The sequence below is a fragment of the Citricoccus sp. I39-566 genome, from assembly GCF_031432995.1.
In the GTDB taxonomy this organism is placed as follows: Bacteria; Actinomycetota; Actinomycetes; order Actinomycetales; family Micrococcaceae; genus Citricoccus; species Citricoccus nitrophenolicus_A.
This window is the reverse complement of the sequence record NZ_CP133842.1, coordinates 1273811-1299922: the sequence shown is the minus strand read 5'-3', so window position 1 is coordinate 1299922 and position 26112 is coordinate 1273811. Positions and strand designations below refer to the sequence as shown.

22 protein-coding genes and 1 tRNA gene are annotated in these 26112 nt (G+C 62.8%); 18 read left to right on the top strand and 5 right to left on the bottom strand.

What is annotated here, in order from left to right:
* Positions 1-21: 21 nt before the first annotated feature.
* Positions 22-480, bottom strand: a complete 459-nt coding sequence (locus tag RE421_RS06075; RefSeq protein ID WP_309815926.1) for a hypothetical protein — start codon at positions 478-480, stop codon at positions 22-24.
* The gene (locus RE421_RS06070; protein ID WP_396134634.1) at positions 480-1469 is read right to left on the bottom strand and encodes an NAD(P)H-quinone oxidoreductase; all 990 of its coding nucleotides are present in this window, start codon (positions 1467-1469) and stop codon (positions 480-482) included. The genes RE421_RS06075 and RE421_RS06070 overlap by 1 nt, the downstream gene beginning before the upstream one ends.
* A 103-nt stretch (positions 1470-1572) precedes the next feature.
* On the opposite strand from RE421_RS06070, the gene RE421_RS06065 reads away from it, so the two are divergent.
* The gene (locus tag RE421_RS06065; RefSeq protein ID WP_309815920.1) at positions 1573-2319 is read left to right on the top strand and encodes a DUF1345 domain-containing protein; all 747 of its coding nucleotides are present in this window, start codon (positions 1573-1575) and stop codon (positions 2317-2319) included.
* Between the two features lie 68 nt (positions 2320-2387).
* Positions 2388-2475, top strand: a tRNA-Ser gene (locus tag RE421_RS06060).
* Positions 2476-2534: 59 nt separating this feature from the next.
* On the opposite strand, the gene RE421_RS06055 is transcribed toward RE421_RS06060, so the two are convergent.
* Both RE421_RS06055 and RE421_RS06050 read right to left on the bottom strand, forming a co-directional pair.
* Complete coding sequence (locus RE421_RS06055) at positions 2535-3845, bottom strand: tyrosine-type recombinase/integrase (RefSeq protein ID WP_309815916.1); 1311 nt, start codon at positions 3843-3845, stop codon at positions 2535-2537.
* Positions 3842-4498, bottom strand: a complete 657-nt coding sequence (locus RE421_RS06050) for a helix-turn-helix transcriptional regulator (RefSeq protein ID WP_309815913.1) — start codon at positions 4496-4498, stop codon at positions 3842-3844. Before RE421_RS06050 ends, RE421_RS06055 begins: the two co-directional genes overlap by 4 nt.
* Before the next feature lie 128 nt (positions 4499-4626).
* Here RE421_RS06050 and RE421_RS06045 point away from each other — a divergent pair, with 128 nt between their 5' ends.
* The 6 genes from RE421_RS06045 (at position 4627) to RE421_RS06020 (ending at position 8326) form a co-directional block, all read left to right on the top strand.
* Positions 4627-4833, top strand: a complete 207-nt coding sequence (locus RE421_RS06045; RefSeq protein WP_309815909.1) for a helix-turn-helix domain-containing protein — start codon at positions 4627-4629, stop codon at positions 4831-4833.
* A 128-nt stretch (positions 4834-4961) separates the two neighbouring features.
* On the top strand, positions 4962-5213 hold the full coding sequence (locus RE421_RS06040) for a hypothetical protein (RefSeq protein WP_309815906.1): 252 nt from the start codon (positions 4962-4964) through the stop codon (positions 5211-5213).
* 43 nt (positions 5214-5256) lie between these two features.
* The gene (locus RE421_RS06035; RefSeq protein WP_309815902.1) at positions 5257-6027 is read left to right on the top strand and encodes a hypothetical protein; all 771 of its coding nucleotides are present in this window, start codon (positions 5257-5259) and stop codon (positions 6025-6027) included.
* Entirely contained in the window at positions 6024-6335 is a 312-nt protein-coding gene (locus RE421_RS06030) for a hypothetical protein (protein ID WP_309815899.1), read from the top strand. Before RE421_RS06035 ends, RE421_RS06030 begins: the two co-directional genes overlap by 4 nt.
* Complete coding sequence (locus RE421_RS06025) at positions 6332-7156, top strand: sigma factor (RefSeq protein WP_309815896.1); 825 nt, start codon at positions 6332-6334, stop codon at positions 7154-7156. The genes RE421_RS06030 and RE421_RS06025 overlap by 4 nt, the downstream gene beginning before the upstream one ends.
* A gap of 567 nt (positions 7157-7723) precedes the next feature.
* Positions 7724-8326, top strand: coding sequence for a hypothetical protein (locus RE421_RS06020; protein ID WP_309815893.1), 603 nt, complete (start codon positions 7724-7726; stop codon positions 8324-8326).
* A gap of 11 nt (positions 8327-8337) precedes the next feature.
* Here the strand turns inward: RE421_RS06020 and RE421_RS06015 are convergent, their stop codons facing one another.
* Complete coding sequence (locus tag RE421_RS06015) at positions 8338-8817, bottom strand: hypothetical protein (RefSeq protein WP_309815890.1); 480 nt, start codon at positions 8815-8817, stop codon at positions 8338-8340.
* 597 nt (positions 8818-9414) lie between these two features.
* Between RE421_RS06015 and RE421_RS06010 the strand changes: the two genes are divergently transcribed.
* From RE421_RS06010 to RE421_RS05965, 10 genes are all read left to right on the top strand, one after another.
* Positions 9415-9927 carry a hypothetical protein gene (locus RE421_RS06010; protein ID WP_309815888.1) on the top strand — a complete coding sequence of 171 codons (513 nt, stop codon included), beginning with the start codon at positions 9415-9417 and terminating at the stop codon, positions 9925-9927.
* Positions 9928-10335: 408 nt separating this feature from the next.
* Entirely contained in the window at positions 10336-11265 is a 930-nt protein-coding gene (locus RE421_RS06005; RefSeq protein WP_309815884.1) for a restriction endonuclease, read from the top strand.
* Positions 11266-11418: 153 nt separating this feature from the next.
* Positions 11419-11559, top strand: a complete 141-nt coding sequence (locus RE421_RS06000; protein ID WP_309815881.1) for a hypothetical protein — start codon at positions 11419-11421, stop codon at positions 11557-11559.
* Positions 11560-11945: 386 nt separating this feature from the next.
* Positions 11946-14330: an EcoAI/FtnUII family type I restriction enzme subunit R gene (gene hsdR, locus RE421_RS05995; RefSeq protein WP_309815878.1), complete on the top strand. Its 2385-nt coding sequence runs from the start codon at positions 11946-11948 to the stop codon at positions 14328-14330.
* On the top strand, positions 14296-15825 hold the full coding sequence (locus RE421_RS05990; RefSeq protein WP_309815874.1) for a class I SAM-dependent DNA methyltransferase: 1530 nt from the start codon (positions 14296-14298) through the stop codon (positions 15823-15825). Before hsdR ends, RE421_RS05990 begins: the two co-directional genes overlap by 35 nt.
* On the top strand, positions 15822-16589 hold the full coding sequence (locus tag RE421_RS05985; RefSeq protein ID WP_309815873.1) for a restriction endonuclease subunit S: 768 nt from the start codon (positions 15822-15824) through the stop codon (positions 16587-16589). Before RE421_RS05990 ends, RE421_RS05985 begins: the two co-directional genes overlap by 4 nt.
* A 406-nt stretch (positions 16590-16995) precedes the next feature.
* Complete coding sequence (locus RE421_RS05980; protein ID WP_309815870.1) at positions 16996-17235, top strand: hypothetical protein; 240 nt, start codon at positions 16996-16998, stop codon at positions 17233-17235.
* Positions 17236-17396: 161 nt separating this feature from the next.
* Entirely contained in the window at positions 17397-19478 is a 2082-nt protein-coding gene (locus RE421_RS05975) for a CHAT domain-containing protein (RefSeq protein WP_309815867.1), read from the top strand.
* Positions 19479-20034: 556 nt separating this feature from the next.
* Entirely contained in the window at positions 20035-22782 is a 2748-nt protein-coding gene (locus RE421_RS05970) for a 5'-nucleotidase C-terminal domain-containing protein (RefSeq protein WP_309815864.1), read from the top strand.
* Between the two features lie 123 nt (positions 22783-22905).
* Positions 22906-26007, top strand: a complete 3102-nt coding sequence (locus RE421_RS05965) for an ExeM/NucH family extracellular endonuclease (RefSeq protein ID WP_309815862.1) — start codon at positions 22906-22908, stop codon at positions 26005-26007.
* Positions 26008-26112 lie beyond the last annotated feature (105 nt).

Below are 26112 nucleotides of genomic sequence, written 5' to 3'. Positions count from 1 at the left end.
GGCCGCGTCCCTGCCCATATCCTAGGCTCCGGGCGTGCCCGCGGCGGCGTCCTCGGCCTCCTGCACGGCGGCCACCACCTTCTCGGCGCGCCGGCCCACCGACTGCAGCGAGGCCTGGCCCAGCCGGAACATCGCGGCGGCCTGGGCGGTGGTGGCCAGGTCGTTCGCGGCGCGGGACAGGATGCGGTGGACCTCGCTGTAGTCCGCCGGGATCTGCAGTCCGGTCTCCGGGTGTCGCTGGTGGGCGTCCACGCACAGCTGGCGCACGCGGGGTGCCAGGTCCGTCAGCACGTTGCCCGCGTTGACCAGCCCGTTGAGCTCCTCCCGCGGCACGGTCCCCTCGGACTCCGCCTCCTGCACCACGTGCCAGTAGCGGTCCAGCGAGCGCATGAACCAGTCATGGCTGCGCCGCCACAGCTCGCTGCCCAACTCCTTCTCGTCCTTCTTGGCCTGCCGCCGCCGCGCGAACGGACCGGCCATCAATGGCCCTCCCCGGCCACCAGCAGCACCTTGCCCGTCCGGTCCGGCTCCTCGAACCGGTCCTGGGCCTGCACGGCTTCCCCCAGCGGGAACGTCGAGTCCGTGGTGGCGCGGATGGCGCCGGAGGCCACCAGCGGCCAGACGTGTTCGGAGACCTGCCGCATGATCTCCGCCTTCTCCTGCACCGGGCGCGGCCGCAGCATGGTGCCGGTGACCACGGCGTTCTTGCCCATCACCGCGTTCAGCGGCACGTTACCGGTGGCGCCGCCCTGCAGGCCGATCACCACCAGCCGACCGCCGCGCGCGAGGGCCTTGACGTTGGGCTCGAGGTACTTCGCGCCCATCACGTCCAGGATCACGTCCGCGCCGTGGCCGCCGGTGATCTCCTGCACCCGGGCCACGAAGTCCTCCTCGCGGTGGTTGATGGCGGCCTCCGCCCCCAGCTCCAGACTCCGAGCCACCTTCTCGGCACTGCCGGCGGTGGCGATCGGCCGGGCCCCTGCAGCGGCGAGCAGCTGCAGGGCGAACGAGCCGATCCCGCCCGTCCCGCCATGCACGAGCACCCAGTCACCGGACTGCACGCCCGCCTGCATGAACAGATTGGACCAACAGGTGGCCGCGACCTCCGGCAGGCCGGCCGCATCGGTGAGGGAGACGCCGTCGGGCACCGGCGCCACCTGCCCCGCGGGGACCGCAACGTACTCTGCGTAGCCGCCGCCGGCCAGCAGCGCACAGACGGGGGTGCCGAAATCCCAGGTCCCGACGCCGGCCCCGGCCTCCTCGATGGTGCCGGAGACCTCCAGCCCGGGCAGGTCCGAGGCGCCCTCGGGGACGGGATAATTCCCGGCACGCTGCAACAGGTCCGCGCGGTTGATTCCGGCGGCGGCCACCTTGATGAGCACCTCGCCGTGGCCCGGGGTGGGGATGGGCCGGTCCTGCACGGAGATGACCTCGCGGCCGCCGGCCCCCTCGTAGGCGACCACGCGCATGCTGGGATGGAGGCGCTCCTCGGACATGATCTTCCCCTGTTCTGGCGGGCGGTCCGGCCGGCCCGCCGACGGCGATTCGCAGCTGACTATTAGGCTACCGCCCATGAGGTCCAGCCCGTCGGCACGCCCGCGCCCCGCCCGCCGCAACTGGTGGCAACGCTGCCTGGACAGCGACGACGGCCGCCTCTGGGTGGCGCTGCTCCCCGCCTTCCCTGTGGCCTACGCCATCACCTTCCCCACCCTCTACCTGTGGGGTCAGGCGGAGGAGAGGGTGCGGGCACCGGATTCCGCCGCCGCGGCCCTGCTGTTCATGATGGTGTTCTGGCTGCTCTACTCCCTCGCCTACGCCCTGCTGACCCTGCACCGCTACCGGCGGCTCGCCTCCGCCCGGCTGCACGAGGACCTGCGGACCGTCTCCCGTGGCAGCACCGGACGGTTCCTGGGCTGGTGGCGGATGGGGTCCACCCTGTCCTGGTCCGCGCAGCTGGCCGTCCTGGCCCTGACCATGGTGGTGGCCGTGATGCTGATCCCCGAGGCCAGGGCGCTGCTCGCCCTGCGGATCTTGGGCGTGCTGGCGGTGGCGGCTTCCTGGGTGCTCCTGGTGCTGTCCCAGACCCTCGCCTATGCCCGGACCAACGCGCAGGACGGGGGGATCGAGTTCGCAGGGACACCGGACCCGTCCTGGGGCGACTACCTCTCCCTGGCCATCTTCGTCTCCGCCATGCTCGGCCAGGGGGATGCCACCCTGTGCGGCCGCAGGGTCCGGACCCTGATGCGCAACCACGTGCTCGTCAGCTTCGGCTTCAACTCCATGGTGGTGGCCACGCTCGCGACGCTGTTGCTGGCGTGATGTGCTGTTCTGGGTTGCCAGTCTTGGTTTCCGACCTGAATGTGTGGCCCCGTAGGATGGTCACTTCTGGATGGTTGTCCGAGCGGCCTAAGGAGCTGGTCTTGAAAACCAGTGTGCGGTAACCCCGTACCAAGAGTTCGAATCTCTTACCATCCGCGTGAATAAAGGGAAGCGGCCCCGCTGAGCGGGGCCGCTTCCTTCGTCTTCGGGGGCATTTAGGTCCGATTTGTGGCCGAACTGTGGCCATTGGCGCGGGACGCCGCCCGCGGAATCATGCCCGCGCGCTGCTCTGCAGCCGCCTCCCCGACCCCCGGCAGCAGGTGTCCATACGTGTCCACCGTGAGCTTGATCGTAGAGTGGCGCAGCACCTTGGACACCACGGCGACGTCCACGCCCGCTGCGATCATCAGCGATGCAGTGCCGTGCCGTAGATCGTGCAGCCGCACGCGCCTGAGCGGCCGCTGTGAGCCTTCCGGGGCCTCCGCGTCCACCGGGACCGTCACACCGTCTTGAAGCTCCAGAAACCGCGCTGTGAGCCAGCTCGGCCGGATCGGCGTACCGTCCTCCCGGGCGAACACCAGCCCGTGGTCCTGGTATGCGCTCCCCCACGCCTCCCGCTCCTCGCCCTGCGCCAACTGTTGGGCGAGCAGGACGGACACCGTGCCGGCATCCAGGTGCACGACTGCGGCGCTGTCGTCTGTCTTAGGCTCAGTGACCCCGATCCCCGGGTGCGCCTGCCCGCAGTACTGGCAGCTAGCCTCCACCGACTGCAGGTTCATCTGCACGACCTGCTGACGGATGACGACCCGGCGGCGTACGAGGTCCACGTCATCCCAGCGCAGCCCCAACGCCTCACCACGCCGCAGACCAAGGTAGGCCACGACATGGAACAGCGCCGCCAGCCGGTCCCCGGCCACCGCGTCCAGGAACGCCCCGGTCTCTTCCGGCGTCCATGGCTCGACCCTCTTCCGCGTCTCCCGGGGCATGTCTAGGTCACGGGCAGGGTTCCACGAGAGCAATCGCTCCTTAACGGCGGCCGTCAGCGCCGTGCGCAGCGTGGCCCTTACCCGGTGAACCATGGCCGCGCTACGGCCCTCCGCGACGGCCTGGAGCATGGTGTAGACGTGCTCCGGGCGCAGGTCACGCAGCTTCAACCGACCCAGCTCCGGCCTGATATGCAGCTCGATGTGCGAGCGATACGTGTCCACCGTTGTGGGTTTCAGCCCCGCTGCTTTCCGCGACAGCCAACGGTCCAGGTACTCCCCCACAGTCTGCCTCTGGTCATCCGTCCAGGTGCCAGCCCCGACCGAGGTCATGGCGTCCGACAGCGCCGCTTCGGCTTCCTCCCGAGTTGCGTAGCCGCCCTTGGAAGGCCGTCGTCGCTTGCCCGTGACCGGATCCGGGCCTGCGTCCAACCTGTACGACCAGGTACCGTGACGCCGCTTGCATGCCAGGGGTCGGCCGTCCCTTCCCCTCGGCAACTCCTCCGGCTGGCACGGGCACCGCTTCCAGACGTGTCCCTTCATGACCGGGGCTCGCCACGACGTTCAACGATCAAGGGATCGCTCTCCGGATCGCCCTCACCGAATCGTACGGATGGAAACGCACTCGCCAGGTCGCTCAATCCGCCCTGTTCAAGGGAATGAGACACCGATTCAGGCAGTGCTGCGAAGAGATCGCCAGAGTCCAACGGTGGCCTGATTTCGTGCTTCCAGTAGTCAAGCAGTGCCTCAGCGCTCCACGAGACCGCTTCGGTCTCCAGGGCGCCATTGGAGAAATCGTGCAAGACACTCAGTGCTTCATAGGAGGTCCTTGCGTCGCGCAGTCGATCGCCGCATTCGCGGTACCGGTCGAACGCCTGGGCATATTCGACCGAGGCCGTCTTGTACTCATCGTTCAGCTTCAGCATTTGAATAAGGGCCTCCGAGAGCCTGAGTTGAATCCCAGACCCCCGTGCGACGAACAGGTCGTCAACGGTCATATTTAGAGCTGCTGCCACCGCCGGCAGCTCGTTGGCCCTAACGGACCTCTCCCCCCGTTCGACCTTAGAAATGGTGACGCGAGACCAGTTCAATCCCATCTCGGCAAGGCGCTCCGAGAGCTCTTCTTGGAGAATGCCTGCCATCTGTCGGCCAGCGAGGATGGCACTGCCAATCTCTTCGTCAGTGGGTCGATACATGCGGACAGCCTACAAGGCCATGAAACGAAATGGTTACTCAGAGGGCTTCCAGATGTACCCAAGTCATGTTAGGTTCGGTTACATCCAATTCGGACAGTATGAACCCATTTAGAACATTCGGAGATCAGATGACTGCTGAGAGCACCGCAAAACCCGAACAGCGAACCGTCAGCCTGCCCTATGCCGGCCGCGTGCTGGGCATCGGTAAGAGCACCGCCTACGAGCTGGCCGCACGTGGGGAGTTCCCCGTACGTGTGCTGCAGCTGGGCAGGAAGAAGCTTGTTAGCCGCGCCGAGTTGGATTCCTACCTGAACGGCGAGCCCAACAATGCGTGAGGCGGAAGACTCCCGGCGCAAGAGGCGCCGCGAATTGAGGCCGCAAGACGCAGGAAGGGCGTTCGCACCTGTCTGGGGAGACCCGCGAACGCCCTTCGGAACCAGCCACCATTCAGGAGTCAGGATCCATGACCAATTCTAACGCGAGCATCTTTCCGTGTATCGACCCTCCCTCCGGCTTCGCCCTGGACCCGGGCGGCCGTATCGCCTACGGCCCCCGATCCGGGGATGTGTACTCGATCTGGACGCCAGACGCAGACGTTGAGGTGGTGGTCCCCGAGGACTCCACCGGTGGGCACTGCTTCGCCGCTGCCCGTGAGCTACGGGACGACCTCGACGCCGTCATCGAGGCCTTGGGCATCCTGGGGCTAACGACGTGACCGCGCCCCCACCCTGGAACGGCGGAGCCCGGGAGTACCGCTGATGGGTGCGTCCAACGCTCTGCTGGTCTCCAACTACTGGAAGCACCTGGGCCACCGAGACCACCGCCTGCTGACCTTCATGGCACTGGTTGCACTGGACACCGACACGCCACCGGTCTACTTCGGCGGCTGGCAGGCCTGCGCCCGGCACCTGGGCCTGGACCCCGAGGCCAGTCCGGACAGCGCCTCGGAGTCCTTCCGCCAGGTGATGGCCAAGCTCAAGCGCGCTGGCGCCGTCGTACCCAACGGCGTCGCCCGTCAGGGCAGTCGGGCCGAGTACGCCCTGACCCTCGATCCGAAGAAGACGGCGGTCCCCACGGTCACACGCGGCACCACCGGCAGGCCGGTCACCACGTGGTCGGTTGTCCACAGGCAGGACCCGCAACCCGAGTCCAGCCCCAACGAATCGTTGCCCCTCAGCCCCAACGATCCATTGCCCCACCAGCCCCAACGATCCATTGGGTTGAGCCCCAATGATTCATTGCCCCCTAGGAGGACTGAGGAACCACTGCAGGAATACAGCGAGGATGAACTGGTTGAGTCCCAGCCACACTCACCAGCGACTGTGGAAAACTCCGGCGCACAGACGGTGGACGGGATCGACACAGAAACCTACGCGGCAGCCAGTGCCTTCCTTCAAGCCCGGCCAATGCAGCACCTGGCCCTGATGGAACGCGCAGCCGGCAAGCTCGGCCCCGGCTGCTCTGTCCGCCGCCAAGTCGTCACCGCAGCCGCCCTCGCCGGCTGGCAAGCGAAAGAAGCCGCGGCATGAGTACCCGGAAGCCGCCCGCCGTCCAACCCCCGCTGCTGGCCACCGTCACGGCCCTGCCGGCCCCATCGCTGGAGCACCGCACCCGCGATCTGCTGCACACCCTGAACGCCGCCGGTATCACCGCCACCGACGCCCAAGTTCAAGCCCTCGCCGAGCACGGCATGACCGGGGTGGGCTGCTGGACACCCAGCCTGGCCCTCCGTGACCTCGATCAGGCGGCCAACCAACACTTCAGCATTTCCCGACTCGCCCAGCACCTCGCCGAGCAGTCCAACGCCCGGGCCATCCGGAAGGAGACCACCCGATGAACACCATGGACGTAGACCTCGATCGCCTCCGACCCGTCGTCGCGGCCATGGTCCGCCAGTACGGCGGACCCATCCAAGACATTGACGACCTACTCCAAGACACCTGGCTATCCCTCCAGAGCGTGCGGTTCGACCCAGCCCGCGGGGACTGGCCCACACTGTGTCGCGTCGTCGCCCGACGCCGGGCCCATGATTACTACCGGAAGATCGCCAGCAGTGGCGCCCAATGCAACGGCGGCAAAGCTGACAGCCTCGAAGCCATCACCGCAGCCCGAGGAGACTCCCACTGCGGTGGCAGCGTGGAGGACGACACCAGGCGCGTGGAAGCTGCCGACGAGCTCCGGCAGGTGCTCGAAGTCTTGCACCTCGTCCAGGACGCGCTCGGGATGGACGAGGGACGGGTGGAGACCTTCCTGCGCTTGCACCTGATCTACGACGGGGACACCACTGCGGCCAGTGCAGACCTTGGCATCTCTGCCCATGCCCTCCGGGTCGCTTCCCGTGAAGTCATTACCTTGGCGCAGGTCATCCGCGGCGCGCTGGGCGCTCCCGACGACGAGCGGTCCATCGTCGCAACGGTAGCCAGTGTGCCCAGTGCGATCGGCCGACTCGCCCCGGCGTACCTCGGCGCAGCACAACGAGTCGGAGGTGTCACCGCCGTTGATGCTCACGCGCTGGCCAAGGTCACCGGGTCACCGTTCAACACCACACGCCAGTACTGGGCACGGGTCCGGGACCTGGCCCGAGTGGCGGCGTGGACCTTTGGACACCAAGGCCGGCCCGCCACCGACCAAGATCAGCTGTTCCCCGGGGGCCTGTGATGCTCCGCCGATTCCGTCGGTCCCTGAAAGTCTCTGGCCGTCGTGTCCGCATGGCCCGCCGGGTGTGGGTCCGGAATAGCTTGGACGCCGCACTGCCGCCGCCCATGGAGGCGCGCGTCCCGGACTGGGCGCAGACTACCCGGGGGCGAGTCGTGCTGTCCGTGCTGGCCGTCGTCGTACTACTCGGCTGGGCGCTGTTGTTCGCGCTCACCCTGCTCTAATTGCCCCGCGTAGCGGCCCGGGACCGTTTCTTCCACGGCAACCAACGGCGCTTGCGCCGTCTTGCTTCAAGCCAAAGGACTCGCCATCCGCTAGGTTCTCAATATGCCCCCTCAGACGACGCCGGTAGAAGACTCAAGTACGGGCCCTCTTACGAACGATGGACTCCGTCAGGCTCTTGATGCTCTGAAACCAGGGCAGCGCATTGAGAACGCAATCGCTCAAGTGCTAAATGCTGGATACTCCCTTGGGTTCGCCCGCGGCGCACTTGAACCTCTGCAGGAGACTCGCGCCAAGATCGGTAAACGACCGGCGGGCGGAGGTGCGGATCACTTAATCATCTGTGTAGTGCAGAAGGCTGTACTAGACATTGCATCGATTTTCGACCAGACCGGTGAGGGATCTAGCTCGCTCCCAACAGCGTTGGACTTGATCACCCGACATCTCAAGAGCTCTACCTCTGGCTCACTACAGGAGCGCCTCGCTGCTCGCGATCTGGTTAACCAAATTCGCCAAGATGCCATCCAGAATAAGTCTTCTGAGGTCGAGTACGTACGCTACGTAAGAAACAAGTGGGCTGCTCACACATCGATGGACATCCATGTAGACACGTGGGAAGACGGCAAGATAATTGACTTCGACAAGTTAGAAGCGGCACTTGATCAATTGCGCCAACACTTCTTAGATCTGGCCTCCCTCACCACTTTGGTCGAGTCCGTTAAAGACTGGGCGCATGATGCACGGCGAGTTGACGAGAAGGTCGACATAGACGTGACGCAACTGTCAGATCCCGAACTCGCGAAATTGGCTCGGGACGGTCGCGTGACGCCGCAGGCGACGTACAAAATTGGATTGGACTGGGAAGGCGCTTTGTCTTGGCCTGTGGATTTTATGGGATCCATCGGGAAGAGTGCCGCGCAACATCTGCTAGAACGCATCCTGCCGCGCTAGGTTCAGTGCCTTTAGACTTGCATGTCCTCCGCTGGGGGTAACTTTGCCCGCGCGGCCGCGTACCCCTCGTGATACCCGGAGAAGTGCGCCCACTTCCGGGCGACCTCCACCGCCTCTCGTTCCGCCACCGCGTCGGATGCATCGAGGTAGCCCTGCCGGTACGCCACATCCGGGCCAGCGTCGACTCGAGTCCGGAGATCCCCATACACGGTGTCCGCTGCTATCAGTTGTTCGGTCAGCCGCCCGACACGCCGTTCCAGCGCGTCGCGCTCGTCAACGACAGCGCGGACCGCGGCGATGTGGCCATCGGCCCGCCTCTCGGCCCGCTCCAGTTGCTGCTCCAGATGCCGAATCTCAGCCCGCAGTCGACGCTCATTCTCCTTCGCTTGAAAGAGCTGCCCTTGGTCGCGCTCGGCGCGCTTGCGCTGCCGGTAGGCGGCTTGCTTGCAGGCATCGGTGCAGTAGGCGCGGGTAGACCGCTCGGCCGGCATTGGCTCATCACACCAACTACACCGGGCCACAAGAGGTCGGCGTGGCCTGGATCGACGCGGGGCGCGAGGGAATTCCATGCCTTTAGCGTAACGTGGATTCGTTACCGAAAGTAGGACGAGATGTTCGTGAGTGCATCTTGGTGCCAGACGTGTGATGACTGATCTAGTGTTCGGAAGCTTCGCGCAGACTGGGACGTCTATGTCATCCAGCTGCGCGATCTCACCGAGGTTCGGGCTGGAGGTCGGCCGTGAATGCCTGGGTGGGCGTCTACTCCGCGAAACCGGGCCGTGCTGTCTGTGGCGGCCGTCGTCGTCCTGCTCGGCTGGGCGGCGCTGTTCCTCGTGGTGGTGGGATAGGCCGCGGTATTAATCGGGGCTACGAGGATGCTGCCCCTCCGACAAACCCTCTCAACCGAGTTGATCAGGCTCCATCGAGTCGCATTGTGATTCGGCAGACATGAGCACTGGGGACGCTCCTTGGCGCTGCTCGATTAGGCCAGGTGCATCGGAAGCCCAGGGTTCCCTAGACTCCCGGTGACATGGAGGGACTATATTGCAATTGGGTATTTGTTCGTCACGACTGACAGGGATCGAGGCATGGCCTACGTCGGTCAATCAGGGCGGCTCGATCCCAAGAGCGTCTCTGAATATCTGGGTAGCGGTGACTTGATGCTCCAAGCCATTGACCGCTACGGGGAGAGCCACTTCCAGAAGAAGGTTCTGAATTACTTCGACGATCAAAACGAGCTCGACTACGAAGAGATCCGGACGATCGCTGAACTCCGCTCGCGAGGGGTTGACCTGTACAACAGTGGAGTGGGAGGCCCTCGCGCACAAACCCAGTTCGTCAGCGCCATGGCCACCACGTTCGGTGTTTTGCCATACATGATCGCCGAATGGCACGACGTGGTGGAGACCCATGCGGAGGACGTTAAGAAGCTACTCGCGAGCATCGAGCCGCCGTCGGCGGACGATTTCTACATCGAGTATGAACGGCAGTTGCGGGTCACGCAGGACCTGAGCAGGCCCTGCGCCCGTTGCGGCTCCGGTGTCGACGAGGTTTGCAGGACCAGGACCGGCAATCCCACGCGCAACCATGCTCGCCGATAGCGGCACGTCCTTCGGAGGGTTGTGTTCAGCGACGAGGCTTGGCGGTAAACGAGAGTGGACCTTGATCGACCCACTGTTTCGGACCGCTGATCCCGAGGAAATCCGGCCGCCTCGTCCTACGAAGCCGGGCCCCTTGCATGGCTTGCACCGTTGCCGCAGCGGGACCAATGGGGAGGCGGCGTACGGAGTATGCCGACATGGAGCAGCCGCCCAAGGGTATCCAGTTCCACATACAGGTTTTCGGCACAGCCTGTCCGCAGCCAGTTGTCCCACAAGCTGTGGGACATTTGAAGCAGCGTTACCCGCGGCTGAGGTGCGGACTCGGTCCATTGAATGATGGCCGAACTCGCCACGGCACACTCGCCTACTAGACGATAAGGAGCCCAGTTGTCATTTACTGCTCAAGGAATGCCCACCCATTTGGATCTTGTCCTTCCTACGCTGCGAGCTGTCGCTGAGCTTGGTGGGTCCGCCAAGGTCGGGGAGATCACCGACCACGTCAGCGCAAATTTCCCCAACTCGGAGGTCCTGCTTGAGGCGACCTATCCGAACCGTCCGTCCGAGTCCGTCTTTCTCGACCGGGCTGCGTGGGGGCGATCGACCGCGAAACTGATCGGAGCTCTTGAACAGCCGGCTCGGGGCATGTACCTGACGACTCCTCTCGCTGACGAGCTCCTGGAACTTCCCGAAGCCGCAGCCCTCGAGAGAATCCGTGACCTTGACCGCGAGTACGCGCGACAGCAACGAGAGAAGAAGCGCATCGACATCTCGGAGACCTCCACGCCTGACCCTTCAGCAGTCGACAATGAGACTCCTTCTGCGGAGGTGTTGGCTGAAACGAGCTCCGATGATGAGGGCCAGGAAGCCAGCTGGAAATCTAAACTCCTCCAACGGCTCCATGCCTTACCTCCCGAGGGGTTCGAGAAGTTCGTCATCTACTTGCTTCGTCGGTACGGGCTTCAGCTCAGCCATGTCGGTGGTAGTGGTGACGAGGGAATCGACGCAATAGGTACCGCACCGTTAAGTCCGGTCTTGTCATCCCGGGTGGCGGTCCAGGTCAAGCGCTATGCGCCAGACGGAAAACCAATCGGGCGAGAAACCGTGGCCCTATTCCAACGAGATGCCCAGACCAAGGGCGCAGAGCGAGCCATCCTGGTGACCCTGAGCAGGTTTACTGAACCGGCGAAGAAAGCTGCAATAGCTGCAACGCCGACGGTCGATCTGGTCAGCGGCGATCGATTGGCGGATCTGATCCGCGAGGACGGGGCATCGGGCGTCACTGTGCAGCCAAGCGTCGACGAAAGCTGGTTTGACCGGTTCGACTCGGTACCCGGATAAGGATGAACGGCCAAAGCGGGTGAAGGCCACACACTGAGACGGACGTGACCAGTTATTCACCGCGGACCTGTAACGCACTCCCGGTTCCGTCGGCCCCTCCGGGTCGCTGGCTGTCGTGTCCGTATGGCGTGCCGGGCCTGGGTCCGGAAAAGCGTGGACGCCGCCCTGCCTGACGCCATCGCCGAACGCGTGCCCGGGTGGGCGTCCACTCCTCGTGGGGGGCGCCTGATGCTGTCCGCGCTGGCCGCCGTCATGCTGCTCGGCTGGCCCCTGCTGCTCCACCTCATCCTGTAGACGTCCCACAGGGCTCTCATCATCTGGCCTCAGCATGCGCCGGAACAGTCCGGTTGGTGCTTTAGACGAACAAGCATGTGAAATCACGTGTCTCTGACTGGTCTGTAGATAAAGGCGCTCAGTGGACCGGCCTCGAGTGCAACTTCAGATCTCGAGGGTCCTGACCCCTTTCAGAGTTACCTAGCCGCATTGCGCCTCAGGAGGGTAATGCCGGCTGACCTGCTCTATTGTCGGCATATGGCAGTTAACCGGTTGGGGGTAAAGATGCGCCCAGCCCCAGCTGAGTATGGGACGGCTCGGTGCAATGGCGTTTGTCGTACATCCATACAAGTCCGTGAATCCACGTCGCTTGACGTCCGACTTCTTTATCAGAGAGGGCTAGATGCATGGCCAAGCTGACTGAGGAAGACGTCAAGCAGAGGCTCATTACCCCCGCGCTGGTCGAGCTCGCCGGGTGGTCAAGGGATCAGCTGTTCATGGAGGCGATAACACCCGGTCAGGTGATTGTGCAGGGCACCAGGACGCGGCGAGGACCGATCGGCAAGGCAGACTATGTATTGGTCGGCTCGAAGGCGCGCAAACCCCTGGCGGTGGTAGAAGCCAAAGATCAAGAGCACAGCGTCGACGCAGGACTGCAACAAGCCATGGAGTATGCCGTCAAACTGGATGCTCCCTTTGCTTATTCGTCGAACGGTAAGGGCTTCGTTGAGCACGACTTTTTCACCGGTGTTGAGCGAGAACTGCGGCTAGGTGATTTCCCGAGCGAAGCCAGTCTGTGGAAACGCTTCCTACGGGGTAAAGGCCTCGGCGCTAGAGCAGCCGAGGTAGTGGCTCAGCCTTACTACTTTGATCCCTACAGGAACAAAGAGCCTCGCTATTACCAACGTGTTGCCATTGACCGGACAGTAGAGGCCATCGCCAAGGGCAACAAGAGGCTGCTGCTTGTGATGGCCACAGGTACAGGCAAGACATTTACTGCTTTCCAGATCATTTGGCGCCTATTGGAAGCAGGGGCAGTCAAGCGTGTGCTGTACCTCGCAGATCGAAATGTGCTTATAGACCAGACGATTACCGGCGACTTCCAACCTTTCGGCAACCGAATCACCAAAGTCGGCGGTCGCACGCTGGACAGCTCATATGAGGTGTACACCAGCCTCTATCACCAACTCGCTGGGGAGGAAGGCAACGAGCCCTTTCGGCAGTTTATGCCCAGCTTTTTCGACTTGGTCGTTGTGGACGAATGCCATCGAGGATCTGCGCGCGAGGAGTCGCTGTGGCGACGAGTGCTCGATTACTTCTCTGATGCAGTGCACCTCGGCCTTACGGCTACACCCAAGGAGACTAAAGAGGTCTCCAACATCACCTACTTTGGTGAGCCTCTGTACACCTATAGCCTCAGGGAAGGGATCGAGGATGGCTTCCTCGCCCCATATAAGGTTCTGAGAGTCGGACTTAACATCGATCTCGAAAACTGGCGGCCATACCAAGGGCAAACTGACATTGATGGCCTTGAAATCGAGGACCGCGAGTACAACGTCAAGGACTTTGACAAGAACCTCATCATCGATGACCGAATGCAGGCCGTCGCCAAGTACGTCTCCTCGTGGCTCCGAAAGTACGGACGCGACTCGAAGACTATTGTCTTCTGCGTCGACATTGAACATGCGGAACGAATGCGCCGTGCACTTGCTAACGAGAACGCGGACATGATGACAGCTGACTGGCGTTACGTCATGCGGATCACGGGAGACGACGAAACCGGCAAATCGCAGCTCGACAACTTCGCTGATCCTAGTGAGCTTCATCCAACGGTGGTGACTACCTCAAAGTTGCTGACTACCGGCGTTGACGTGCGCACTATTAAGCTCATAGTCCTTGAATCGAATATCGCATCGATGACCGAGTTCAAACAGATCATCGGCCGAGGGACTCGCTTGGCTCCGGAACACGGGAAGAACTTCTTCACCATTATGGACTTCCGAGGCTCCACTCGATTGTTCGCCGATCCTGAGTTCGACGGAGACCCTGCCGTCATTATCAATGTACCTGGCCCAATCATCAGCGACGACGAGATTGTCGTAAGCCCGAACTGGGATCCCGGCGAAGACGAGCCGACAGGCGAAATCCCGTTGCCAGGACCCAGTGGTGAGACGCAAGAAGTACAGACACTCACTTGGCTTCCTGATGCCGAAAAAGACAAGAAGGTTCGAGTCCAGGGTGTCGATGTAAGACTCTTGAACGAGCGCGTTCAGTACATCGACCCCAAAAACGGTAATCTCATCACTGAGTCCATCCGCGATTTCTCTCGTAAGAGCCTTCGCGGCCGGTACTCGACTCTGGACGCCTTCCTTCACGCATGGACATCCGCACAGCGTAAGAGTGTCCTTTTGGAAGAACTGGAAAACCAAGGCGTACTGCTTGAGGCCCTCCGGGAACAAGCAGGAGAAGCGACCGCACACATTGATGACTTCGATTTGATCCTGCACGTTGCCTTCGATCGGCCTCCATTAACGAAGCGAGAGCGAATCGATCGGGTGAAGAAGGGCGAGTACCTGCACAAGTTTTCGTCGAAGTGCCAGCAAGTTCTATCAGCGCTCCTCGACAAGTATCGCGACGTGGGGATTGGTGAACTAGAAGACACCCGGGTTCTCAATAATGACCCGTTCGTTCAATACGGCTCTCCGCGGGTCATCGCCGAACTTTTTGGTGGGCGGACTGAGTATCTTGCGGCCGTGCGTGAGCTCGAAGACCAGCTATACGCCGCAGCCTAGTATCCACCAAGGAGATTACTTTATGGTCCTTAGTACTTTTATTTCAGCGTCACGAAACATTCTACGCGGGGATGCTGGAATTAACGGAGATGCACAGAGAATTGAGCAGCTGACCTGGATGCTGTTTCTAAAAGTGTACGACTCAAAGGAATCTGAGTGGGAATTCCACGATGATGAGTATGAGTCAATAATTCCAGAGAAGCTTCGATGGCGCGCGTGGGCGACTGACAACAGGGACGGCCGCTCTATGACAGGCCAGGAGCTTCTCAACTTCGTCAACCTTGAACTGTTTCCTACCCTTAAAGAACTTCCTTTAACGTCTCAAACCCCTCTAAGTAAGACTGTAGTCAAAAGTGTGTTTGAGGACTCTAATCAGTATATGAAAGACGGAGTTTTACTCCGCCAGCTTGTTAATCTAATAAACGACATCAATTTTGACGACTTTGCTGAACGGCATGCCTTTGGCGATCTTTATGAAACTCTCCTGAGGCAACTGCAGAGCGCAGGAAGCAGTGGCGAGTTCTATACCCCGCGTGCGGTCACAGATTTCATCGTCAGGATGATCAACCCCCGCCTTGGCGAACGAGTCGCGGATTTTGCGGCCGGAACGGCAGGATTCCTTACTTCAACCCTGAAGCACCTCGAGAAGCAGGTGCAATCCGTAGGGGAACGGGAGGTGTACCGAACTAGCGTCTTCGGCATTGAGAAGAAGCCGATGCCCTACCTGCTCGGTGTCACCAACCTGCTTCTCCATGACGTGGATGCGCCAGAGTTTTTCCACGGCAACTCTCTAGAACGGAATGTGCGCGACTTCCGAGACAACGAGAAGTTCGAGGTTGTGCTTATGAATCCGCCCTACGGCGGCACCGAACAAGAAGCCATCAAGGCCAACTTCCCTCAATCGCTGCGCTCATCTGAGACCTCAGACCTATTCGTGGCTCTCATAACATATCGTCTAAGGCGAGGAGGACGAGCTGCCGTCGTACTTCCTGATGGACTGCTATTTGGCAACGACGGTGCGAAGCGCAACCTGAAGGAACGACTGATCAATCAGTTCAACCTTCACACCATCGTGCGGCTCCCAGGGAGCGTCTTCGCGCCGTACACGTCTATTGCGACGAACTTGCTGTTCTTCGACAACAGCGGACCGACGGAGCATGTGTGGTACTACCGCGTTGATCTCCCGGAAGGATACAAGGCGTTTTCCAAGACCCGTCCCATGCAGGTGAAGCACTTCGACGACTGCATCACCTGGTGGAACGATCGTCAAGATATTCTCGATCCGGGCGGAACCCACAAAGCTCGACATTATGACGTAGCGGAACTAATCGAGCGTGGATACAACCTGGATCAGTGTGGCTTTCCACAAGAGAGCACACTGGTGCTTAGCCCTGAAGAGAGCATTGCCGCGTACAAAACTAAACGAGCAGAATTGGACAGCAAGATAGATGCTCAGTTGGAGCAGATCCAGCGGGTCTTGGGAGTCGCCCTGTGATCGCCACCAAGCTTAGGCAGTCCGTCCTGCAGGCCGCTATACAGGGTCACCTCACTCGGCAGGATCCCAACCATGGGACGGCCGCAGAGCTGCTTGAAAAGGTCACAGGCTTACTTGCTCAACGTACTGGCGCCAGGAAGTCCAATAGGCAGAAGCCACTGCCAGCCATCCGAGAGGGGGAGACGCCCTTCGAGCTGCCCGAAAATTGGGAGTGGGTGCGACTTGGTGAGATCGCCAAGTATGTACAGCGAGGGAAATCCCCCAAGTACGCCGACTCCTCTAATTATCTAGCCATTTCTCAGAAATGCATCCAGTGGTCCGGGTTCGACCCAGAACGTGCCCGGGCATATGCGCCAGAGAGCTTTGAAGCGCTCACCCCGGAGAGACGCCTCTTCGCAGGAGACCTACTGTGGAACTCAACTGGCACGGGTACGGTCGGCCGCGCTCTTGTCTTGACCAATGAGGACGTGGATCAGCAGGTGCCTATGGCCGCCGATTCTCACGTTACGGTCATACGATGCCATGAGGGAATCGACTCACGTTACCTCTTGGCTTACATTGCTTCGCCGCAGATCCAGCGCAATATTGAGAGCCTCACCAGCGGGACGACGAAGCAGAAAGAGCTCAATCTCTCTACGATCGTAAATCTCCCTGTGCCTTTGGCGCCGACGGCTGAGCAAGACCATATTTTGCGCAAGCTAGATGAAGTGATGCCGATGATCGACCGACTCGCGGAGCTCGAGAGAGAAAGGGCAAGTATCTAGAGGAGTAGCTGAGGTGCAACGTTGTCCGAGCTGAGCACCCAAGAGGTAAGGGGGCGATCGTGGTCGCGTTGGTGCTGGTAATGACGGACGAGTAACTCTACATAATCGGCAAGCCAGCGGCTGTGGGCTTGGGGGTCACCGCCTTTTTGCTGCCCCGGGAAACCTTTGACTGACGCTTGCTCCGCGCCCACATTTTGCCCACAATGGGCACTAAGTTGACTAATTTGCCGGCATCAAAAAGCCCGGAATCGCGCGTAAGTCAGGACTGGGGAAAGGGCCGGCGAGGTTTCGACTCCCTTTGAGGGAGTGTGGCCACACGCCGAGATGCGCGAGGGCGTGGCGCCCCGCAGCAAGGCGAGCGTCAGGACTCGACGTAACTGGTTTACGGTGCTCCACAACAATACCCGTGGCCCCCAACGTCCTCTCGGTGACATCCTGCGGCCACCTGCGCTTCAACCGGGCCTCTGCGAGCCTCCAGGTGGCCTTCGAAATGACGGGCCCCTCGATGGCGAGTAGTCTGCTCCTGTTTATCAGCGAGGTGGAAACCTCGGCTCTACTGCAATTGGGTGGAGTGGCTGGGAAGACGATGATGGCGAACCAAAAGCGCTGCGCGACTTCCGACCAATTAGGTACCATCACCCGTTGATCTTGGAAAGTGACGAGAGCTTTATTTTGAACAGTGACTCCGGAACGGCTGACGAGAACGTCCCATTGCGGTTCCCCAGACCGCTGTACTTGGTCGTATGTCCTATAAGTGGTGATCTCGATACCTCATACGAGCCCATATCCAATGAATTCAATCCAGACATGCACGACGCCGCAACGACATTCGACGCCGAGCTCGTGCCGATTCTCCCAGCAGTTTGGTATTCACTTCACCTGCCGGCGACTCGTTTCGAAATGCTCGACATTCCGATGGTAGGGATTCGGGAGTCATTTCGAGAAAAGCGTCGACACCTGATCCTGCTAGTGCCCTCTTATGTCTTGGGGAATCAGGCATTCCTATCCGCCGTCGCCCGCGAGGGCGAGCCAATACTGATCCTCAGCGACGACGAACACTTTGAGGAAGCGGTTGCTGCCTCAAAGAAGGCTGACTTTGCGCTGCCTCCGGTGCGCGTGAGTGACTTGAATGAAGAAACACTTCGCCATCATTGGCAGTTATTGAGTGATCATTGGGGTCCAGAATGGCCCGCAGGAGTCAAGCTGGATGCGTTCCCTCCGCAGTGGTCGTCGGAGGTCTCGACGGATGGCTCAGCACTGCCTCTACGCCGTCTCCTAAAAAGTCTCGGTCAGGGTCAAGGCGCCGAACGGGCTCAGAACCAGGCAGGCTTCGCTGACGCTTTCAATCTTCTCCGCTGGCGTGCAATCTCGGAAGCGCTTGCGGGATTAGAAGAACGCGGGGTCGGGAGGCAAGAAGCTGAGCTTCGCCTTGATGAAGAGATTGCAGCAGTAACGCGTCGGCTTCGTGTTCCCATGACGTTGTCCCTCCCCGGAGTGGCCCCCCGATATCGACGACTGGTCCACCAAGCTGCGGAAACCGCGATGGGGGCTGGTAACGCTGCTCTAGGGACTAATGAAGCGACAAGGCAGTCGAGGATCAGGCCTGCCGAAACGGTATCTGCAGACCCTCCCGAAGTGCTGAAGCTCATGGTTGCGCACAATGCAGCGGGCGACAATTCATTGGGACTAGTGTTTCCCGATCCTGTACCTGACGATGCGTTCGTTGCTTTGGCGGACCTGGAACGTTACTGGGTTGATAGTGCTCGGTCGACGCGAGGAGCCCAACCCCGTAAGGAAGCACGGCTGCGTGCGCGGCTGGACCAGACGATGCAGGCATTCTGGACCGACGAGACGATGGCTGCAGTACGGTCGGCATCTCAGATCGAGGCATTCACCAACTTTCCGATCGGGCTCTTGAGAATGCCAGGCCATACTGCCCCGCTCTCAGCGTTGATTCCAATTGCATATCGACCCATCAACCCTCTCACTAGGGCCTTTCAAATTGAATTCGCGCCCGATCGAGTTGTTGACCTTTCGAGGGGCATGCGTGTACTCGTAGTCGAATGCATCCCGCATACTGACCCGGTCGGACAAATCTCGCGTGCTGCATGGTCGCTGGCGGGCGAAGAGCTCAGTAACCAAGACCGATCTGTTTTCGTAGACTTTGTTGAAGCAGCGAACAAGGAGGAGGTCGCTCTAGCGGTCGCGGCTCATGAACCAAACGTGCTCGTGTTGAGTGCTCATGGTGTTTACGATGCCGACTCGAACATGGCGGGGCTAGCGATCGGTTCGGAAGTCAGCATGGGGGACGATTTGGGCCCGATGCCGCCGATGGTTATCTTGAGCGCCTGTCACTCGGGCCCCCGAGGTGCAGGTCCGGTTTCTGTGGCGGACATACTTCTCTGGGCGGGAGCGAGAACGGTTCTGAGCACCCTTGTTCCTGTTGACGTGCGACATAATTCCGCCTTCATGACGCGTCTCCTCCTCTATATGAGCGAGTCCATCGGTGGAGTGGAGTCTCACATCAGCTTCTTGGACCTTTGGCACCGCGTTCAAACGAACACTGTGATCTTGGACGTACTCTACGGAAATCCAAGACTTCTCGAATGGGGCCACTCCAAGGAGAAGGGCACGCCTCCGATAGTGGAGTTCATGTCCAAGCGTTCAACGGGAAGAATCAGACCATGGCGCTTGTACGAGGATGTTGAGGCTGTTCTACTGGAGATCGCCGCGGAACGCGGCGATGAGACCGCAGTCAGGGGGTGGCTGCGATCCCCGGGATACATCCCCGAGTCGATGATGTACACCGTGGTGGGCGACCCTTCATGCATTCGTTTCCAATCGCCCCAGCTCATAACTCCGAGGCAGCCCGTGGCCGCTAGTGGCTAGTAAAACTCAGCTTCGTAAGGAGAGACGGCGTGTGGAGGTCCGTAGCGGGTACCCCATCTAGCGATGGCATCTGGAGCGACGCCCTACCCCTAGCCCCCCCAGACCAGCGCACCATCACTCTTAGCGATCCCGGAGAATTGCGGTCCCGACTGTGGCCATTCTGTGGCCGCAGGCGCAGTAACGTCGCATCACGAGGTGGCATGAGACAGACACAAATGCGCGTGATTCCGGGGAAGTTGGGATACACCGAGGCTGCCCGGAACCCGCCATTTCGGGGTCGCCGAAACTTGAAAACCAGTGTGCGGTAACCCCGTACCAAGAGTTCGAATCTCTTACCATCCGCTCCTTCCCGCCCGCTCCGCCGTTATGCAGAGCGGGCGGGATCTGTTCTTCACGGTTTCCCACCTGTACCGTTCTCCTCACTGTCACCGGGATTTCACCCGGCGGTGATGCGATGACCAGGCTGTCACCCCTTCGGGTGACCTGCCGACCAGCGCCGGTCATCCCCCATCGCCGGCAGGTCCGTACCGTCCAGGGGAATACCAGAGGGAAACTCATGCCGTTGCAGTCAAGGAAGTCCTTGCTGGCCGGTGTGCTGACCGCAGGGCTCGTCGCAGCCCCCGCCGTAGCACTGCCAGCCTCCGCCGCCACCACCGAATCGCCCGCGCCGGTCTCCATGGAGACCGGCGCTTCCGTGTCCACCGAGGAAGCCGTGACGGCCGCCGCCGCACCGGCCGCCGAGGGGACCGAGAAGATCGCCCTGCTCAGCTTCAATGACTTCCACGGGGCCTTGTCCGAGGAGTACTCCGGGACCCTCTTCTCCCACACGGTGGAGGGTTACCGCACGGCGTTCGAGTCGGCCAACGGCGAGGGGTCCACGCTGCTGACCTCGGCCGGTGACCTGATCGGCGCCTCGGCCTCCGTGTCGAACGTCCAGCAGGACGAGCCGACCCTCGAGATCATGAACCAGCTGGGCCTTGCTGCGTCCGCCGCAGGAAACCACGAGTTCGACAAGGGCCTGGACGACCTGACCGGTCGCGTCGCCGACATCGCCGACTTCGAGTTCCTCGCGGCGAACTTCGTGGACCCGGACTCCCAGGAGCCCGTCCTCCCGTCCCACCAGGTCTTCCAGGTGGATGGAGTCAGCGTCGCCGTGATCGGCGCCGTCCCGAACAACCTCTACGCCACCACCACAGGCTCTGGCCTCGAGGGCAACCAGGTCATCGACCTCGTGGACGGCGTCAACGCTGTGGCCGCGGACCTCAAGGATGGCAACGAGGACAACGGCGAGGCCGACATCATCGTCGCCTCCTACCACGACGGTGCCACCGGCAATGACGACGACGTCGCCGTGGAGACCGCGAACTCCGAGGTCTTCGACGCCATCGTCAACGAGACCGCCGAGTCCGTGGACGTGATCTTCAACGGTCACACCCATCAGACCTACAACTACGAGACCACGGCCGGCGAGACTGAGCGTCCGGTGGTGCAGGCCGGGCAGTCCGGCAACCTGCTGGCCGCCGTCGAGCTGACCATCGACTCGGCGACCAAGGAGGTCGTGGGGTACTCCTCCGAACTCATCGAGCGCACCCCCACCCCGATGACCGACGACGAAGAGCCCACCTTCGACCCGGCGGCCATGGACGCCCTCGTGGCGGAGTCCACCGAGACGGTCCAGGGTGTCTACGAGACGGAGAAGGTCGCCGTCGCCGAGTTCGAGACCATGAAGAACACCGTCATCGGAGAGATGGACTCCTCCATCACCACCGACTACCAGACCCGCATCGAGGAGACCGGCGACTGGCGCGCCGGCGGCACCCGCCGCCAGGAGAGCACCCTGGGCAACTGGGCCGCCAACGCCCTCAAGGACCGCATCTCCCTGTCCAACCCCGAGGTGGACCTCGGCGTCACCAACTCCGGTGGCCTTCGGGCCGAGCTGCTGGCCGACCAGTTCACGGCCGGTGGGGAATTCACCCCCAAGCCGGAGAACCTCCGCGGGAAGGTGAGCCTGGGCGAGATCCTGGACTTCGCCCCCTTCGGCAACACCCTGACCTACTTCGACATCCCCGGCTCCTCCATCAAGCAGGTGCTCGAGGAGAACTGGCAGGACGGGAAGAAGGCCCTGCACCTGGGCTGGTCCGAGGAGCTGACCTGGACCTACGACGAGTCCCGCGAGCAGGATGACAAGGTCACCGGCATCTGGATCTCCGGTGAGCCCGTGGACATGGACGAGATGTACACCATCGGCACCCTGTCCTTCCTCGCCGACACCTCCTGGGTCGGCACCGAGAACTCCGCCCCGGACGGCTACGAGGGCTTCGCCATCGGCCAGGAGAACCAGGTGGACCTGGGCATCATGGACAACCAGGCCTTCCAGGAGTACGTGCAGGCCGAGACCGCAGCCTCCGGTGACATCCGCCCGGACTTCGCCAAGAAGTCCGTGGAGGTCCAGAACGCCGCCGGCACCGCCCAGCCCGGCGAGAACCTGACGCTGACGCTCGGCAACCTGGAACTCGACTCCGACGGCGCCGGCGACGCCACCTCCGTGGCCGTGGCGTTCCAGCCCGCCGAGGGTGAGGCCGTCGAGGTCGGCACCGTGGAGGTGGCTGCCGACGGAGAGACCGCCGACCTGTCCACCCTGCGGGTTCCCGAGGCCAGCGGCGCCGGCGAACTCGTCATGACCGTCTCCTACGACGACCAGTACGAGTCCACCACCGAGGTCCGCTCGCCCCTCACGATCGGCACGGACGCCGACGCGGACTTCTCGGACAACCAGCCGGGCTCGGTGTACTACGCCCCGGTGCGGTGGATGCAGGAGGCGCAGGTGACCAACGGCTACGCCGACGGCACCTACCGCAAGGGCTCGGACATCTCCCGCGGCGAGTCCGTGGCCTTCCTGCAACGGTACCTGGCCCCGGACTACACCACCGACGCCGCCGAGCCGGTGTTCCCCGACGTGCCGGCCGGCCACATCCACTTCACCCCCATCAGCTGGGCCGCTGATGACGCCCAGGACGTCTCCCAGGGCTACGTGGACGGCAACTTCCGGCCAGGCCAGGACGTCACCCGCGCGGAGTTCGTCTCCTTCCTCTACCGGGCCGTGGACCCCGAGGGCTACACGGCCCCCGAGGAGTCCCCCTTCGATGACGTGACCACCGGCTCGCACTACGAGGCGATCTCCTGGGCCGCCTCCGAGGGCCTGGTCAACGGGTACAAGGACGGGCTCTACAAGCCCTACGACCCGATCAACCGCGGCGAAGTCGCCAAGGTCATGTACCAGTACGACCTCACCCAGCAGGACTGACCCACATCAGGTCAAGCTAGGCGCAAAGTGACCCCACCCCGTCACATCGACGAGGGTGGGGTCACTTTGCGCCCGGCTGAGTTCTTCCAGACCCGAACATCACTCCCACCGAAAGTAGTCACCATGAAGTTCGCTTCACGCCTAACCGCAGTGGGCGCCTCGATGGCGCTCCTGTCCGCCAGCCTCGTGGTCCCGGCCCAGGCCGCCACCGCTGCACCCGCTGACGACAACGTCATCATCAACGAGGCGTACACCAACGGCGGCTCCGCCAACGCCGCGTTCACCCACAAGTTCGTGGAGCTCCACAATCCGACCGACGCGGACATCTCCCTGGACGGCTGGTCAATCCAGTATCGCCCCGCCAGCGGCGAGGCCGCTCCGAGCGGGGTCATCGAGCTCTCCGGCACCATCACGGCCGGCGGCTACTACCTGGTCCAGGGCTCCAGCAACGGCGATAACGGCGAGGCGCTGCCGGCAGTCGACGCGACCGGCGGCGTGTCCTTCTCCGGCACCAACGGGACCCTCGTCCTCGCGAACCAGACCGAGAAGGTCTCCCTCCCGGTCGGTTCCGTGACCGCGGAGACCGAGGTGGCCGGCGTCGTTGATCTGCTGGGTTACGGCACCTCCAATACCTTCGAGACCGCCACCGCCACGGGGCCCGCGGCGAACAACGACCCGAAGTCCATGACCCGCACGAACAGCGTGGACACGGATGACAACTCCGCCGACTTCACGGCGAGCGAGTCTGTCACCCCCACCAACGCCGCGGGCGAGACCGCCGGCGGCGGCACCGGCGAGCCGGAGCCCGAGCCCGAGATCCCCACCGAGGTGACGCCGATCGCCGAGATCCAGGGCACCGGGGCCGCCTCCGAGATGGTCGGCCAGCACGTCATGACCCAAGGCGTGGTCACCGCCGTCTACTCGACCGGCGGCTTCAACGGCTACTACCTCCAGACCGCCGGGTCCGGCGGGGACCAGGATGCCACCCCGGGAGCCTCGGACGCGATCTTCGTCTACTCCACCGGCACGGTGGGCGAGGTGGCCCTGGGTGACCACGTCCAGGTCATCGGCGAGGTCAGCGAGTACTACACGGGCACCCAGCTGACGGTGGGCGCGAGCGGGATGGAGAAGCTCGAGGAGCCTGCGGAGGCGGTCAAGCCCACCACCGTGGAGTTCCCCGCCGACGAGGAGACCAAGGAGGCCCACGAGGGCATGCTGATCGACCCCTCCGGCATGGAGTGGACGATCACGGACAACTATGACGTGAACTCGTACGGATCCCTGGGCCTGGCCCCGGGCACCGCCCCGCTGGATAACCCCACCTCGGTGGCTGCCCCCGGCGAGGCCGCGCAGGCCGTGATGGCGGAGAACGCGGAGGCCCTCATCGTCCTGGACGACGGCGCCTCCACCGACTTCATGCGCTCCCCCGGCAACCAGAACAAGCTGCCGTACCTAGACATCGACGACCCGGTGCGGGTGGGCTCCGCCGTGACCTTCACCGACCCGGTCATCCTCGACTACCGCTACGAGTCCTGGAACTTCCAGCCGACCCAGCACCTCACCCACGAGAACGCCGATGAGGCCCAGCCCGCCACCTTCGAGAACACCCGTGCGGCGGAGGCCACCCCCGAGGACGTGGGCGGCAACGTGCAGCTGGCCTCCTTCAACGTGCTGAACTACTTCACCACCCTGGGCGAGGAGTTTGACGACTGCGAGGCCTACGAGGACCACGAGGGCAACCCGATCGCCACCGACTTCTGCGAACCCCGCGGCGCCTACAACGTGGAGAACTTCCTGCGCCAGCAGGAGAAGATCGTCGCCGCCATCAACGGCCTCGACGCTTCCGTGGTGGCCCTCGAGGAGATCGAGAACAGCGCCGCGTTCGGCAATGATCGGGACGAATCCCTCGCCGCCCTCGTGGCTGCGCTGAACGAGGCCGCTGGCGCCGAGAAGTGGGCGTACGCCGAGTCCCCCGCGGAGATCCCGGCGGACGAGGACGTCATCCGCAACGCCTTCATCTACCAGCCGGCCGCCGTGGAGACCGTGGGCGAGTCCACCATCCTCACCGACTCCGACGCCTTCTCCAACGCCCGCGAGCCGCTGGCCCAGACCTTCCGCGCCGTGGGCGAGGACGGCGGCATCGAGGGCACCGAGTTCGTGGCCATCACCAACCACTTCAAGTCCAAGGGCTCCGGCTCCGGAGCGGGCAACGAGGACAACGGTGACGGCCAGGGCAACTCCAACGCCGACCGCGTGGCCCAGGCCGAGGCCCTCGTGGACTTCGCCGAGGATCAGAAGACCTCCGAGGGCACCGACCGGGTGTTCCTCATGGGTGACTTCAACGCCTACGAGAAGGAGGACCCGATCGTCGTCCTCGAGGACGCCGGCTACGTCAGCCAGGGTGCCAAGGCCGAGGGCGAGTACTCCTACACCTTCGATGCCGCCGTGGGCTCCCTCGACGGGATCTACGCCTCCGCGTCCGCCGACGAGACCGTCACCGGCAGCGACTTCTGGATGATCAACGCCAACGAGTCCGTGGCGCTGGAGTACTCCCGGTACAACTACACCCCGGAGCAGCTCTACAGGGCCGACCAGTGGCGCTCCTCGGACCACAACCCGCTGCTCGTGGGCATCCAGCTGGGCGAGGAGCAGCCCGGTGAGCCGGGACCGGTGGAGGACTTCTCGGACAACCTGCCTGGCTCGGTGTACTACGCCCCGGTGCGGTGGATGCAGTCCGCGGGCGTGACCACCGGCTACGCCGACGGCACCTACCGCAAGGGCTCGGAGATCACCCGCGGGGAGTCCGTGGCCTTCCTGCAGCGCTACCTGGCCCCGGGCTACAGCGCGGACCCGGCCGTGGCCGTGTTCCCGGACGTGCCGGTGGGCGCACCGCACTTCACCCCGATCGCCTGGGCCGCCGACGAGGCCAACCAGGTGACCACCGGGTACGCGGATGACACCTTCCGTCCGGGCCATGACGTGACCCGCTCGGAGTTCGTGACGTTCCTGTACCGGGCCGCCGGCCCGGAGGACTACACGGCTCCGGCCGAGTCCGCGTTCGAGGACGTGCCGGCCACTGGCACCCACTACGAGGCGATCTCCTGGGCCGCCTCCGAGGGCCTGGTCAACGGGTACACGGACGGCGACTACCGCCCGTACGACCCGATCAACCGCGGCGAGGTCGCCAAGGTCATGTACCAGTACGACCTCACCACGACCGACTGATCAGCACCACCTGAGCAGCACCGCCTGTCCGACCCGGCCAGGCGCACAGTGACCCCACCCCGTCACAACGACGGGGGTGGGGTCACTTTGTGCCTGGAGGGGGGA